13 protein-coding genes are annotated in these 14,345 nt (G+C 67.2%); 8 read left to right on the top strand and 5 right to left on the bottom strand.

What is annotated here, in order from left to right; translation table 11 throughout:
* Window positions 1-103: 103 nt before the first annotated feature.
* Genes dxs through ACMX2H_RS08560 form a run of 3 tightly spaced genes read left to right on the top strand, consistent with a single transcriptional unit; the run spans window position 104 to window position 3,194 of the window.
* Window positions 104-2,089 (top strand): 1-deoxy-D-xylulose-5-phosphate synthase, encoded by a 1,986-nt coding sequence (gene dxs, locus ACMX2H_RS08570; protein WP_414960093.1) that lies wholly within the window; start codon window positions 104-106, stop codon window positions 2,087-2,089.
* A complete protein-coding gene (locus ACMX2H_RS08565) occupies window positions 2,086-2,637 on the top strand; it encodes a DUF402 domain-containing protein (protein ID WP_414960092.1) in 552 nt (183 codons plus the stop codon). The genes dxs and ACMX2H_RS08565 overlap by 4 nt, the downstream gene beginning before the upstream one ends.
* Complete coding sequence (locus ACMX2H_RS08560; RefSeq protein ID WP_414960091.1) at window positions 2,634-3,194, top strand: hypothetical protein; 561 nt, start codon at window positions 2,634-2,636, stop codon at window positions 3,192-3,194. Before ACMX2H_RS08565 ends, ACMX2H_RS08560 begins: the two co-directional genes overlap by 4 nt.
* 178 nt (window positions 3,195-3,372) lie before the next feature.
* Here the strand turns inward: ACMX2H_RS08560 and ACMX2H_RS08555 are convergent, their stop codons facing one another.
* The 3 genes from ACMX2H_RS08555 to argG form a co-directional block, all read right to left on the bottom strand.
* Window positions 3,373-3,951, bottom strand: coding sequence for a mismatch-specific DNA-glycosylase (locus ACMX2H_RS08555; protein ID WP_414960090.1), 579 nt, complete (start codon window positions 3,949-3,951; stop codon window positions 3,373-3,375).
* A 130-nt stretch (window positions 3,952-4,081) separates the two neighbouring features.
* Window positions 4,082-4,501: a GNAT family N-acetyltransferase gene (locus ACMX2H_RS08550; protein WP_414960089.1), complete on the bottom strand. Its 420-nt coding sequence runs from the start codon at window positions 4,499-4,501 to the stop codon at window positions 4,082-4,084.
* A gap of 165 nt (window positions 4,502-4,666) precedes the next feature.
* Window positions 4,667-6,094, bottom strand: coding sequence for an argininosuccinate synthase (argG, locus tag ACMX2H_RS08545; RefSeq protein ID WP_414960088.1), 1,428 nt, complete (start codon window positions 6,092-6,094; stop codon window positions 4,667-4,669).
* Window positions 6,095-6,237: 143 nt separating this feature from the next.
* Between argG and ACMX2H_RS08540 the strand changes: the two genes are divergently transcribed.
* From ACMX2H_RS08540 to ACMX2H_RS08530, 3 genes are all read left to right on the top strand, one after another.
* Window positions 6,238-7,212, top strand: a complete 975-nt coding sequence (locus ACMX2H_RS08540) for an aldo/keto reductase (RefSeq protein ID WP_414960087.1) — start codon at window positions 6,238-6,240, stop codon at window positions 7,210-7,212.
* 245 nt (window positions 7,213-7,457) lie between these two features.
* Window positions 7,458-8,231 carry a cyclase family protein gene (locus ACMX2H_RS08535; RefSeq protein ID WP_414960152.1) on the top strand — a complete coding sequence of 258 codons (774 nt, stop codon included), beginning with the start codon at window positions 7,458-7,460 and terminating at the stop codon, window positions 8,229-8,231.
* Between the two features lie 84 nt (window positions 8,232-8,315).
* On the top strand, window positions 8,316-9,992 hold the full coding sequence (locus tag ACMX2H_RS08530; protein WP_414960086.1) for a thiamine pyrophosphate-binding protein: 1,677 nt from the start codon (window positions 8,316-8,318) through the stop codon (window positions 9,990-9,992).
* A gap of 6 nt (window positions 9,993-9,998) precedes the next feature.
* Here the strand turns inward: ACMX2H_RS08530 and ACMX2H_RS08525 are convergent, their stop codons facing one another.
* Both ACMX2H_RS08525 and ACMX2H_RS08520 read right to left on the bottom strand, forming a co-directional pair.
* Window positions 9,999-10,439, bottom strand: a complete 441-nt coding sequence (locus ACMX2H_RS08525; protein WP_414960085.1) for a QcrA and Rieske domain-containing protein — start codon at window positions 10,437-10,439, stop codon at window positions 9,999-10,001.
* A 73-nt stretch (window positions 10,440-10,512) separates the two neighbouring features.
* Window positions 10,513-10,971 carry a QcrA and Rieske domain-containing protein gene (locus ACMX2H_RS08520; RefSeq protein ID WP_414960084.1) on the bottom strand — a complete coding sequence of 153 codons (459 nt, stop codon included), beginning with the start codon at window positions 10,969-10,971 and terminating at the stop codon, window positions 10,513-10,515.
* A gap of 280 nt (window positions 10,972-11,251) precedes the next feature.
* On the opposite strand from ACMX2H_RS08520, the gene ACMX2H_RS08515 reads away from it, so the two are divergent.
* Both ACMX2H_RS08515 and ACMX2H_RS08510 read left to right on the top strand, forming a co-directional pair.
* On the top strand, window positions 11,252-12,985 hold the full coding sequence (locus ACMX2H_RS08515) for an amidohydrolase (protein ID WP_414960083.1): 1,734 nt from the start codon (window positions 11,252-11,254) through the stop codon (window positions 12,983-12,985).
* A 97-nt stretch (window positions 12,986-13,082) separates the two neighbouring features.
* The gene (locus ACMX2H_RS08510; RefSeq protein ID WP_414960082.1) at window positions 13,083-14,285 is read left to right on the top strand and encodes an MFS transporter; all 1,203 of its coding nucleotides are present in this window, start codon (window positions 13,083-13,085) and stop codon (window positions 14,283-14,285) included.
* Window positions 14,286-14,345 lie beyond the last annotated feature (60 nt).

Below are 14,345 nucleotides of genomic sequence, written 5' to 3'. Positions count from 1 at the left end.
CTGGCCGACGGTTGTGTGTGCACCCTCGCATCGGCTGAACGGGAGGTGCAGGATGGATGGCGGTAGGATTAACCGACGCTTTGTGAAGGAAAGGACCTGCTCTGTGGGATTGCTTGAGACCATCCGCGAGCCGCGCGACCTCCGCCGGATCGACATGGTCCAGATGCAGGACCTGGCCCAGGAGATCCGCCAGTTCCTGATCACCAACGTCGCACAGACCGGCGGCCATCTGGGCCCCAACCTGGGCGTTGTCGAACTGACCCTGGGAATCCACCGCGTGTTTGACTCCCCACACGACAGCATAGTTTTTGACACCGGCCACCAGTCCTACGTGCACAAATTGGTCACCGGACGGCAGGACTTCGCAACGCTCCGGCAGCAGGACGGACTGGCAGGCTATCCGGACCGCGCCGAATCGGTGCACGACATCGTGGAAAGCTCGCACGCGTCGTCGTCGTTGTCCTGGGCCGACGGAATTTCCCGCGCCCGCCAACTGACCGGCGAGGGCGACCGCTACGTCGTCGCCGTGGTGGGCGACGGCGCCCTGACCGGCGGCATGGCCTGGGAGGCCGTCAACAACATCGCCGCGGACCGGGACCGGCGCGTGGTGATCGTGGTCAACGACAACGGGCGCTCGTATGCGCCGACCATCGGCGGGCTGGCCGACCAACTGGCCGCGCTGCGCCGGACCACCATCGACCGGGTCCGCACCCACCGCGCCTATGAAGGCACCCTCGACTGGTGGAAACGGAAGCTGCAGTCTGGCGGGCCGCTGGGCCAATTCGCCTACAAGAGCCTGCACGCCACCAAGAAGGGCATCAAGGATTGGTGGGCGCCTCAGGGCCTGTTCGAAGACCTCGGCATGAAGTACATCGGACCGATCGACGGGCACGACCTGGAGGCGGTGGAAGCGGCGCTGTCCCAGGCCAAGAACTACAGCGGGCCGGTGATTGTCCACGCGATGACCGAGAAGGGCCGAGGCTACGCGCCCGCCCGCGCCCATGAAGCGGACCAATTCCACGCCGTGGGCGTGATCGACCCGGAGACCGGCGAGCCGGTGGAGTCCGGCGGCCGGAAGTCCTGGACTTCCGTCTTCGCGGACGAGATTGCCGATATTGCCGACGAACGCCGGGACATCGTCGGCATCACCGGTGCCATGCTGATTCCGGTAGGCCTGCAGAAATTCGCGTCCAAGCACCCGGAGCGGGTCTTCGACGTCGGGATCGCGGAGCAGCATGCCCTGACCAGCGCCGCCGGAATGGCCTACGGCGGACTGCACCCGGTGGTGGCCCTCTACGCCACCTTCCTGAACCGGGCCTTCGACCAGCTGCTGATGGACGTCGCGCTGCACAAGGCCGGCGTCACAGTGGTGCTGGACCGTGCCGGAGTGACCGGGCCCGACGGCCCCAGCCACCACGGCATGTGGGACATGGCGCTGCTCCAGGTTGTGCCGGGCCTGCACCTGGCAGCACCGCGGGATGCCGCCCGGCTGAAGGAAGAACTGCGCGAGGCGGTAGCCGTCAGCGACGCGCCCACCGTGGTCCGCTTCTCCAAGGGCTCCGTGGGGCCGGACGTCGAGGCCATCGAGCGGCTCAAGGACGGGGTGGACGTTCTCGCCCGCCGGCCATCGGGCGGAACCATGCCGATGGAAAACGACGTGCTGATCGTCAGCGTAGGTGCGATGAGCGAGTTGGCGCTGGACGTTTCCGACCGCCTGGGCGCACAGGGCATCAGCTCCACCGTGGTGGACCCCCGCTGGGTGCTGCCGGTGGCGCCGTCGCTGATCGGACTCGCGGCCCGGCACCGGATCGTCGTCGTGATAGAGGACGGCGTCAAGGCCGGCGGCGTGGGATCACGGATCCGCCAGGAGATGCGCGCCGCCGGAGTGGACACCGCCCTGAACGAGGTGGGGCTGCCGGTCGAGTTCCTGGCCCACGGAACGCGCGCCGAAGTGCTGGAACGAGTTGGCCTGACCGCACAGCAGGTGGCCCAAGACACGGTCGCGCAGGTGCTGGGCACCAAGGTGCCGTTCGCGCGCCCGCTGCCCGGCCAGGAACTGCCGACCGGCCAGCTACCCAAGATCCAGTGAACAGGCGCATCCCGGCCCAGGCTCAGCCGGGCGACATGGTGGTGTTCCGCAACTGGAAATACAACCGCAGTGCGCACTGGCTGGTGCCCGGGACGTACCTGGGATCGGACTCGTACGGCGACTGGATTTTCCAGCCGGCCGGCTCCTTTGTGGCTCGGCCCGGCGTCGCATTCTTCGCCGAATCCGACGCCGTACAGTTGCTGCCCCGCGAGGGCGATTTTGTGGCGACGTTCTACGACGACACCTATCCCGGGGACTTCCGCATCTACATTGACCTGGCTACCGGCATCCGGGTGGACCCGCTGCTGCCCGCCGGATGGGAAGTCCAGGTCACGGACATGGACCTGGACGTGATCCGCTCGGTCACGGGCCGCGTGTATGTTGACGACGAGGATGAGTTCGCCGAGCATCGCGTGACGATGGACTATCCGGAAGCGCTGGCCGAACAGATACAGGACAGCTGCCGCGCGCTTTACGAGCAGGTTTTGGCAGAGGCCGCGCCGTTCGATGGAACGGCCCTGACGTGGTTGAACAAAGGACGGACATGAGTTTTCTTCGGGTCTACAAGAAGAACGACGACGGCGCGCTGGTCTTCCGCGAGGCGTGGTTCGACGAAGACTACGGACAGTTCGTGGTCAACCACGGAACGGTCGGCCACCAGAGCACCGCACAGGACAGCAAGAATGTCACGGCGGAGGGCGCCGAGTCGCTGATGGACGCCTTTGCTGCCCAATGCACGGAAGACGGTTATGCGGAGCTTGCGCCGGGGGAGCAGTCCTGGGTGGTGGCCCAGTACGCGTTGAAGACGGCCGCCGGCAGCGAACGCGACCGCTACCTGGAAGACAAGGCCAAACGCACCATTACCGAGTACTTCGCCTGGCGCGGGCTCGGCACCGTGGAGAGGACCGAGTTTGTCCCGCACAAGCTCAACATCTACGTGATGGCTCCGGACGCGGCCAAAGCCGTGGCGGGCCTGAAGGTCTGCCTCCGCGAAGCCAAACTGGACTACACCAAGCTCAGCATCGGGGTTGCCCCGCACGACAATCTCGCCGCCGTGAAGCAAAAGCATCCTCTGCCGGCCAAGGCAGCCTTCAGCCTGGGCTGACTGGGACACCCGTCACTGACACTGCGCTGGCCCTGACACTGGCGCCGGCACTGACGCACCGGCACCTGACGCTGGACCCGGCAGCTCGCAACGCAGCGTTACGCCGGCGCTGACACCGCCACTCGACGCTGGCGCCGCGCTGACATTGACGCTGGTGCCGGCAGCTCGCAGCGCGGCGCTACGCCGGCCCTGCCGGAACAATGCCGGCGGCAAGGGCAGCTTCGCGGTACACCGCGGCCAGGGTCGCCAGGTTGTGGTGGGCGTTGAGGCCGCTCGGGTTCGGCACCGCCCAGAGCTCGGCCCCGGCGATCCGCTCCGGCTGGCGGCCCAGCTGCGCCTTCGGTTGCCCAAAGCCCACTCGGTAGGCCGTCACTCCTGCCACCGCCACGACCCGCGGACCCAGCTCTTCGATCATCCCCTCGAGGCGCCGGGCTCCGGTCCGGAGTTCCTCGGCTTCCAACTCGTCCGCCCTGGCCGTGGCCCGCGGGACGATATTGGTGATGCCGACGCCGCGTGCGATCAGGTGGTTCCGGTCCTCCTCCGCCATCCCGTCGCCGGCGCGGATCAGGTAATCGGTGATGCCGGCGGCTGCCAGGGCAGGATAGAACCGGTTGCCGGGTCGGGCGAAATGCGAACCGGTGGCAGCCGACCATAGGCCGGGATTGATGCCGACGAACAGCAGGCGGAGGCCCGGGCCCAGCAGATCGGGGACACGTGCGTTCTGGAAGCTGAGCAGTTCGGTTCGGGAGAAAGCCACCCAACCACTGTGCCATGCGGCCGTGGCTAAGCGCTGCCAGCCAGCGCAGCCGACCCCATGCCGTGCAGACGGCCGGTACAGCCGCTAGCGCTGCCGGCCCCTTGCCGCTCGGCCGGCCGGTACCGCAGCGTCAGGTGTAGAGGAGCATGGCGTCTGCGGATGCTCCGAGGTCGGTGAAACCCCGTGACTCGTAGAGCCTGCGGCCGGGCGGATCTGCCGTGAGGCTGACGTAAGCGCCGCGGGGCGCGCGGGTGCGGATATCGTCCAACAGGCCATCGAGCACAGCACCGCCGATACCGCAGCGTTGGTGTTCCGGCAGGGTGGCCATGTCTGCGATCAGGAAGTACCAGCCGCCGTCTCCGATGATGCGGCCCATCCCGACCGGTTGGCCGTCCGGACCCAGCACCTGCCTGAATGACCATGACCCCGCGATCGCCGCTGCCGCCTGCTCCGGAGTCCTGTGCGACAGTCCGCTGCCTGTCCTGACCCTGATGTAGTCATCGACGGTGGGAGGAGTAGCAACGAGCTGATAAGGAGAGCGAAGTGGCACCCGACCAGTTTAGGCGTTCGGTGCCCCGGCTCTTGACAGCCGGCCGTCGAAGGACCGGTTGCCCAACCGGCGACTGGGCGGCAAACACGCGAAAGGCCCGGCACCCTAGGGGCGCCGGGCCTTAGCCGTGGTCCTCGCGACGTTCTCGCGTCGGGACCGTACGGATCAGTCGGTTCCGGCGTCGAACGCGGCGCGGTCCAGCGCCTCGTCGGCTGCACGGTCTGCCGGGGCCAGCGCCGCAGTGTCTGCAATCTCGGTGGCTCCGCCGGCCTCCAGTGCGCCGACCAGTTCGGCAGTCGGGCCGCCCACCAGTCCCAATGTGGCGTACTGCTCCAGCCGCGAGCGGGAGTCGGCGATGTCCAGGTTGCGCATGGTCAGCTGGCCAATGCGGTCCAGCGGACCGAAGGCGGCGTCGCCCACGCGCTCCATGGAGAGCTTGTCCGGGTGGTAGCTGAGCGCCGGCCCGGTGGTGTCCAGGATGGTGTAGTCCTCGCCGCGGCGCAGGCGCAGCGTGACCTCGCCGGTGACAGCGGAACCGACCCACTTCTGCAGCGATTCGCGCAGCATCAGCGACTGCGGGTCCAGCCAGCGGCCTTCGTACATCAGGCGGCCCAGACGGCGGCCCTCGGCATGGTAGTTCGCCACGGTGTCTTCGTTGTGGATGGCGTTGAGCAGCCGCTCGTAGGCGATGTGCAGCAGTGCCATGCCCGGAGCTTCATAGATGCCGCGCGACTTGGCCTCGATGATCCGGTTCTCGATCTGGTCGGACATGCCCAGGCCGTGCCGGCCGCCGATGGCGTTGGCCTCGTTGACCAGGGCGACGGCGTCGGCGAACTCGGTGCCGTTGATCGCCACCGGGCGGCCGGCCTCGAAGCGGATGGCAACGTCTTCAGTGGCGATCTCGACGTCCTCGCGCCAGAAGGCCACGCCCATGATCGGCTCAACTGCTTCCAGGCTGGTGCCCAGGTGCTCCAAGGTCTTGGCCTCGTGCGTGGCGCCCCAGATGTTCGCGTCGGTGCTGTACGCCTTTTCGGCGGAGTCGCGGTACGGGAAGTCATGCGCGGTCAGCCACTCGGACATCTCCTGGCGGCCACCCAGTTCGGAGACGAAGCGCGGGTCCAGCCACGGCTTGTAGATGCGCAGCCGCGGATGGGCCAGCAGGCCATAGCGGTAGAAGCGCTCGATGTCGTTGCCCTTGTAGGTGGAGCCGTCGCCCCAGATGTCCACGCCGTCTTCGCGCATGGCACGCACCAGCAGGGTGCCGGTCACGGCACGGCCCAGCGGGGTGGTGTTGAAGTAGGAACGTCCGCCGCTGCGGATGTGGAAGGCGCCGCAGGCCAGCGCGGCCAAGCCTTCCTCCACCAGGGCCGGCTTGCAGTCCACCAGGCGGGAGATCTCGGCGCCGTATTCGGCGGCACGGCCAGGCACCGCGTCAATGTCCGGCTCGTCGTACTGGCCGAGGTCGGCCGTGTAGGTGCAGGGCACGGCTCCGCCGTCGCGCATCCACGCAACCGCAACGGACGTGTCGAGTCCTCCAGAGAAGGCGATGCCGACGCGTTCGCCGACGGGAAGGGAAGTCAGAACTTTGGCCATGGGTTCGATCATATGTGCAGCGGTGCCTAAAGGCAGAAGCGGCAACGCCGACGGCCCCTGCGTGACGTGCCGAAAATCACGGGCGGGATCGCCCCGGTAGGATCTGAGGCGGGCCACAAACCTCAACCGAGAAGGATGTATCGATGGAATACCGCCGCCTTGGCAAGTCCGGACTGACAGTCTCCGCCGTAGGGCTGGGCTGCAACAACTTGGGCCGCTCGAACACTCCCACGGAGACCCAAGAGGGCACGGATGCCGTGGTCAAGGCTGCGCTCGACGCCGGCGTGACCCTCTTCGACGTCGCCGACACCTATGGGAAGACCCCGGGGCTGAGCGAGGAGTTCTTGGGCAAGGCGCTCGGCGGCCGCCGCGAGGACGTGGTGGTGGCCACGAAGTTCGGCATGGACATGCATGGTGCCAACGGCGAGGACTTCGGCGCACGCGGCTCGCGGCGCTACATCGTCAAGGCCGCCGAAGCGTCGCTGCGCCGGCTCGGTACCGACTGGATCGACTTGTACCAGTTCCACACTCCTGACCCGCTGACGCCGATCGAGGAGACCCTGTCCGCCTTGGACGATCTGGTCCGTGCCGGCAAGGTGCGTTACATCGGCCATTCCAACCGGGCCGGCTGGCAGATTGCCGAAGCCGAATTCACCGCCCGCATGGGCGGTTACACACCGTTCGTCTCCAGCCAGAACCACTACAACCTGCTGGACCGCCGGGCGGAACTCGAAGTCACGCCCGCCGCCGAAGCCTACGGGCTGGGCGTGCTGCCGTACTTCCCGCTGGCCAACGGACTGCTGACCGGCAAGTACAAGGACGGGAAGGCGCCGGAGGGCAGCCGGCTGACGCACTCTCGGACCAATCTGTTGAAGGACGCGGATTGGGAACAGCTGGGCGCGTTCTCACGCTTCGCCGCCGCCCGTGGGCTGCAGGAGATTGAGGTGGCGTTTTCTTGGCTGGCCTCCCGGCCGTCCGTGGCATCGGTGATTGCCGGCGCCACCAAGCCTGAGCAGATCCGGCAGAACGCCGAATCGGCAGGCTGGCGGCCGACGGACGACGACTTGGCCGAGCTGGACGGGATCTTCCCGGCTGTGCCCAAGGCGGCCCTGTTCTAACGTCCAGGCCAGCGGCAACAACCGGAGCGCCGGGCCGACGCCGGCCTTGCTGATGTCTGCTGGTGTTACGCCCGCCGCGGGATGACGGGCGTAACACAAGCATCGACGCCCCGGGAGGGGCAAGATATAGGCAATGAGCGGCCGCAAAGTCGCGGGCGCCGACCTACCGCCGCATGACCTTCCGTTCCTCGCACCCAGCAGCAACTGTGCGTTGAAGGTGGTCTGCCGTGACGAAAGTGACGTCCATGAGCCAACTGACCGACCTGCTCTCCTCGCTGTCCACCGGACGGATCGAGCTGATCGACCTGACCAACAAGCTGTCCGCCCAGACGCCCACGCTGCGGCTGCCGGACCCGTTCGCCAACCTGATCGATTTCAGCCTCGAAGAGATCGCGGCCTATGACGATCGCGGCCCAATGTGGAAACACCAGAACATCCACACCGGCGAGCACATCGGCACGCACATTGATGCGCCCATCCACTGGGCCACCGGCCGCGACGGCGACGACGTCGCCCAGTTGCCGTTGCCGCGGCTGGTGGGCCCCGCCGTCGTGCTGGATTTCTCCGCCGAAGCGGCCGCGGACCCGGATTTCCTGCTGGACGTCCGCCACGTCCGGGCTTGGGAAGAGCAGCACGGTCCCATCCCGGATAACGCCTGGGTGCTGTTCCGCACCGGCTGGGATGCGTACGCCCAGGACCAGGAGAAGTTCCTCAACGCGGACGACGCCGGTTCCCACACTCCGGGGTTCACCGTTGAGTGCGCGCGGTGGCTGGCCGAGGAGACGAAAATTTCCGGAGTCGGCGTGGAGACGGTCGGCATCGACGCCGGCAACGCCGGTGCGCTGGACCCGATTTTCCCGATGCACCACTACCTGATGGGCAACAACAAGTACGGCATCACCTCGCTGCAGAACCTGGCGCAGCTGCCCACCACGGGCGCGGTGATCGTGGTGGCGCCGCTGCCGATTGTCGGTGGCACCGGCAGCCCGGCCCGGATCTTCGCCATGGTGGAGCGCTAGGCCGGCACTGCCGCGCACCGGCCAGTTCACGCGCCGCCTTCAGATACCCGCAACGTGAAGCTTCATCGTGAAAGAGAGTGCCGCATGCACGCGCCCCGCACCATCGCCGAACTAGTCGGCCAGACTTTGGCCGGGCTCGGCGCCGGACACGCCTTCGGTGTGGTGGGCAGCGGAAATTTCGCGGTCACGAATGCGCTGAAGGCCGCCGGCGTGCCCTTCACAGCCAGCCGGCATGAAGGCGGAGCGGCCACCATGGCGGACGCGTACGCCAGGATGTCCGGCCGGCTCGGCGTCGTTTCGGTGCACCAGGGATGCGGGCTGACCAATGCCGCCACCGGGATCGGCGAGGCAGCCAAGTCCCGGACGCCCATGCTGGTGTTGGCCGCCGAGACCGCGGGCTCAGCGGTCCGCTCCAATTTCGCCATGGACCAGCCCGGCTTCGCCCGCAGCGTGGGCGCAGTATCCGAGCGGGTGCATTCCGCGGCCAGCGCAGTCGCTGACACGGTCCGGGCCTACCGCACGGCAATGAATGAACGCCGCACCGTGGTGCTGAACCTGCCGCTGGACGTGCAGGCCCAGCCGGCCCCCGGAGGCACGGAGAACGGCGCCGCCGCCACCGTCTCCGCGCCGTTGCCGGTCAGGCCGGCGGGCTCCGCGGCTGAAGCCCTCGCCGACCTGATCGCCGCCGCGGATCGTCCGGTCTTCGTGGCCGGCCGCGGGGCGCGCGATGCCGGCGACCAGTTGCGCGCCCTGGCCGCCCAGGCCGGCGCGCTCTTGGCCACCTCGGCGGTGGCCAAGGGCCTGTTCAACGGCGAGCCGTTCTCGTTGGGCATTTCCGGCGGCTTCTCTTCGCCGGTGGCCGCGGAGCTGATCTCGGAAGCGGACCTGATTGTCGGATTCGGCTGCACGCTGAACATGTGGACCATGCGCCAGGGAGCCCTGATCGGTGCCGGGGCCAAGGTGGCGCAGGTGGACGTGGAGGACTCCGCCCTCGGCGCCAACCGGCCGGTGGATCTCGGTGTGCTGGGGGACAGCGGGCAGACGGCCGGGGCGGTGCTGGACATCCTGCGCGGACGGGGCCCCGCCGCCGCCAAGTACCGGACCGGGCCGGTCCGGGACCGCATCAGCACCGGCGTCCGCTGGCACGATGTCGCGGTCGAGGACCTGTCGACCGAGGACCGGATCGATCCGCGGCTGTTGACCGGCCGGCTGGACCAGCTGCTGCCGGCCGACCGGATAGTTTCCATCGATTCCGGCAACTTCATGGGCTACCCCAGCCAGTACCTGGACGTACCCGACGAGTTTGGATTCTGTTTCACCCAGGCCTTCCAGTCCATCGGCCTGGGCCTGGCCACCTCGATCGGTGCCGCGCTGGCCCGTCCGGACCGGCTGCCCGTCCTCGGCACCGGAGACGGCGGGTTCCTGATGTCGATTGCGGAGCTGGAGACCGCCGTCCGGCTCGGCCTGCCGCTGGTGGTGATCGTCTATAACGACGCCGCCTACAGTGCCGAGGTACACCACTTCGGCAACAACGACGGCGGTGCTCCGGTCGACCTGTCAACGGTCACCTTCCCCGACACCGACATCGCCGCGATGGCCCGCGGCTTCGGCGCCGACGGCATCACAGTGCGCACCCTCGACGACCTCGCCGGTGTGTCCGGCTGGCTGGCGTCCTCGCCCACCCGGCCCCTGGTCATCGACGCCAAGATCGCCTCCGACGGCGGCTCCTGGTGGCTGGCCGAGGCGTTTAAGGGGCACTAAGGGAATTCAGGCCGTGACGGTGATCCAGTCGCCGTCGATGGCAGCCGCGTAACGGGGGAGCGGTGCCGGTGCGGGACCACCCGTCACCGTGCCGTCCTCGAGCGCGAAGGTGGAGTTGTGGCACGGACAGGCGAATTCGCTGTCCGTGGCGGTCACGGCGCAGCCTTGGTGGGTGCACACCGCGCTGTACGCGAGCACCGTCGTCTCATCAGGGCGGTAGACGAGGATCTTCTGCCCGTTCGCCTCACCGCTGGCGCTGCCGCCGACCGGCACGTCGCTGAGCTTGCCGACCCTTACCGGCGTCCCATCGGTGGCGACAGGCGATGGGTCAGCGCCCTGCGCGCCGGTGAAGTCCTGGAACGGCGAGCAGGCGGTGAGCGCGCCCACCGAACCGGCGGCAGTGGTGACAGTCAGGACGGCTCTGCGGGAAGGCTGCGAGGAAGTCATGTCGATTATTGTTCCGGAAGTTCCTTGCATCTTTCTAACCGAACCGCTGGAGCCGGGGGAACAGTCGGCGGATTCACAGCGTGACGGTGATCCAGTCGCCGTCGATGGCGGCGGTATAGCGCGGCAGCGGTTTAGGTGCCGGTCCGTCCAGCACCGTGCCGTCCTGGGCACTGTAGACAGAGCCGTGGCAGGGGCAATGGAACTCGGCGCCCGCCGGCGCCACCGTGCAGCCCTGGTGCGTGCAGATGGCGCTGAAGGCCTCCACCGTCTCTTGATCCGGTCGGTAGACCAGCAACTTCTGCCCGTTGGCCTCACCGCTCGCGCTGTCCCCGACAGCAACGTCCGCAAGCTTGAGGACCTGCACCGGTGTGCCGCTGGCGGCACTGGGCGCCGAAGACCCTTGGCCGCCGCCCGTCGCGGATTCGCCGCTGCCGCTTCCCGAGGGGGCACAGGCCGCCAGGACGCAGGCGGAACAGGCCGCCGCGGAAACACCTAGCAGTGTGCGTCTGCTTGGACCGGCATCGAGACTCATGGGCTGACCTTCCCCGACAGTGCTGGCGAAACCTGATGACGGCGGGTGTTCCGGGAGAGCAGGCTGTGCTGTTGAACAGGACAGTGTGTGAAGGTGCCTCGGCCCTCGGTGTACCCGCCGTCATCCATAGAGACGCGTGTATCAGCCGGAAGGTTCACACCAGGTGCCTGACGGCCGGAAGGTTCACGGTCCACCAAGTTCCGGGGTAATTCTCCTGCAGTAGAAATCAAACGTCATGCTCTGAGAGTCAAGCCGAATGGCTCGCGTCACACATACTCTGATGCTCGATCGACCGAAACGATTCAACGACGAGGAGCAAGGCGTGGCCCAAGAGTTTGCGGATGTGGTGCTGGTCAACGGCACGATTGAGACCCTCGATGCGGACGTGCCCCGCACCACGGCGATGGCGGTCCGCGGTGGCCTAATTCAAGCGATCGGGGAACGGGCCGAGGGACTTCGCGGGCCGGAGACCCTCACCGTGGACCTGGCGGGCGCCTTCGTCATGCCGGGCCTGATGGATGTCCACAACCACCATATGATCGCCGGCCAGATGGATCTGTTTGAACTGGACGCGCCTCCCACGCTCGACCTGGACGGCTTCCTGGCAGCTATTGCCTCCTATGCGGCGGGACTTGGACCGGACGAGTGGGTTGTCGGTGGAAGCTGGGGGTCCGGCCTGATGACCGAGCTGAACTCGGCGGACGCGCTGGCACGGCTGGATGCGGCAACGGGTGGCCGCCCTGCCCTGTTCAAGGACGATTCAAAGCACAACCGGTGGGCCAATTCGCGAGCCCTGGAGCTGGCCGGGATTGGAGCCGCCACGCCCGATCCCGACGGCGGGCAGATCCTGCGGGATGGGTCCGGAGCCGCTACCGGGGTATTGATCGAGGCCGGCGGTGTGCTCGTGGAGCAGACACTGGCCGCATTGCAGCCGGTGAGCACCGGGCAGTTGGCCCAAGCTGCTGCGCGCGGTATCGAAATCCTGCATTCCTACGGGGTCACAGGGTTCCAGGACGCAGCGGCGTCGCTCCCGCTCATGCGTGCGCTCAAGCAACTGGATGACGACGGCGAACTGCACGCCTGGGTCGTCTCCTCCATGCAGGCGAACGATTTCATTTTCGGCACCCAGCCCTTGGGCGAAGGCATCATTGCCCACCGTGAAGAGACTCGGTCGCGCCACCACCGGCCGGACTTCATCAAGATCTTCCTCGACGGCGTTCCGCCGGCCGGCACCGCAGCCTTCATCGAGCCGTATCTGCCGGTGGCCGGCTTCCCGGAATGCCACTGCGGCGGCACCACCATGGATCCGGCGGAGTTGGAGGAATGGCTGATGAGTACAGCCTCGCGCGGAATTTCCGCCAAGATCCACTGCACCGGCGACGCCTCAGTCCGCCTGGTCCTGGACACCGTCGAGAAGGTGCGGGCCGCCGGCTACACCGAGCCGAAGTACCACATTGCGCACGGCCAGTTCGTGCATCCGGACGACATCGGACGCTTTGCCCGGCTGGATGTGACGGCCGATATTTCGCCATCGCTCTGGTTCCCCGGCGTGATCTCCGAGGCCATCGCTGCCGTGCTGCCCGCGGATCGAGCGTCAAAGATGCAGCCGAACAGAAGCCTGCTCGATGCAGGTGCCCGGATCGCCGGCGGTTCGGACTGGCCGGTCAGCGTCTCGCCGAACGCGTGGGAAGGCATTTACGGCCTGGTGACCCGGCAGGACCCCACCGGCCAATTCCCGGGAACGCTGTGGCCAGAGCAAGCCATCACCTTGGATGAGGCCATCCGCACCTACACCTCGGCCGGGGCCGCGGCGATGGGCCTTGATGACGTCACCGGCTCACTCGTCCCGGGGAAGTCCGCTGATTTCATCGTGCTGAACAACAATCCCTACGACGTCCCCATCGATGAAGTGCGCTACATCAGCGCCCGGCAGACCTGGTTTGCCGGACGCAAGGTCTACGACGCCGCCGCAGCCGAAAGCGCTGCGACGGAGGCGGAACAGGCCAACGCCTGACCACCGCGTATCGCCAAACCTCCGAATCACCCTGATGGCTTCGGCCGGCCTGCCGACTGGAGCCATCGGATCTTTCATACAATCCGAAAGGACACCGATGTCCGTTACGCTGACTTCCGCGCGGCCCGCCGCCCGCACCGACCGCGGAATCTACACCTACATCGCCGTCTATAGCGCGGTTCTCTACATGGTCCTGCTGATCGCCCCGGTCATCGCCGGCAAGCTGATCGCGCAGTACAGCCTGACGCCCACAGAGCTGGGCATGTTGTTCTCGCTTGAGCTCGGCGCCTTCAGCCTGGCCACCGTGCCGGCCTACCTCTGGCTTAACCGGCTGAACCTCAGGACGGTCACCTACGTATGCACCGCTATCGCGATTGCCGGAAATCTGGTGTCCGGCTTCCTGGACAGTTTCGCGCTCCTGGTACTGGTGCGCGTGGTGACGTCCCTGGCGGCCGGATCCATTACGGTCATCATCCTGACGCTGAGCGGGAAAACGGCCAACCCCAGCCGCGGTTTCGGCGTCTTTGTGGTGTTCCAACTGCTGATGGGTGCAGTCATCCTGTTCGCGTTCCCGGCGCTGTATGCCGATGCCGACGTTTCCGCCATCTACTGGACCATGGCCGCGCTCACGGCCTGCTGCCTGCCTGTGGTGCGGATGATCGACGGCGATCTGCTGCGTCGTCCCCGAGAAGCATCAAATGCCCAGGCCACAGCGGATATCCCTGCAGCGGAGCAGAGCCCCGCACCGACGGCGTCCAGGGTTAAGTTCGTGATCGGCCTGGCCGCCGTGCTGCTGTTCTACATCGGCCTCAGCGGTGTGTGGTCCTTCATGGCACAGATTTCCGGCGGCGCCGGCATCGACCTGGCGACCTCCAGCCTGGTGCTGGCCATAGCCACCATTCCGGGCATCGCGGCGCCGTTGGTGGCAACCTTCCTGGGCGACAGCCCGAAGCGCAAATGGTTCCTGCTGATTGGCTACCTGGCGCTGGGCGGCAGCGTGGCGCTGCTGTTCGGTGCACCGGGGCTCATCCGTTTCGCGCTCGCCGCCCTGGTCTTCAAGTTCGCCTGGACCTTCATCCTTCCGTACCTGCTCGCATCCCTGTCCGACATCGGCGGCAGCCACGTGATGAACTCCACCAACCTGATGATCGGCACCGGCTTCGCCATCGGGCCGGTGGTCAGCGGCATGCTGATCGAGTCCGCCGGCGGCGGCTTCGGCGGGATGCTGCTGCTGGCAGTGGTCGCCGTGCTGGTCTCGATGGGATGCGCCATGGCCATCCAGCGCCCGGCCCGCGTCTGACCCCACACACCGCGATACCCCGCTGCCGGCAGCGTGCCGGCGGCGAGGTGTCGCGTCTCC

Source organism: Arthrobacter sulfonylureivorans (assembly GCF_047607445.1).
Lineage (GTDB): Bacteria > Actinomycetota > Actinomycetes > Actinomycetales > Micrococcaceae > Crystallibacter > Crystallibacter sulfonylureivorans_A.
The sequence above is the reverse complement of the archived record's forward strand: the minus strand, read 5'-3'. Positions and strand labels throughout refer to the sequence as shown.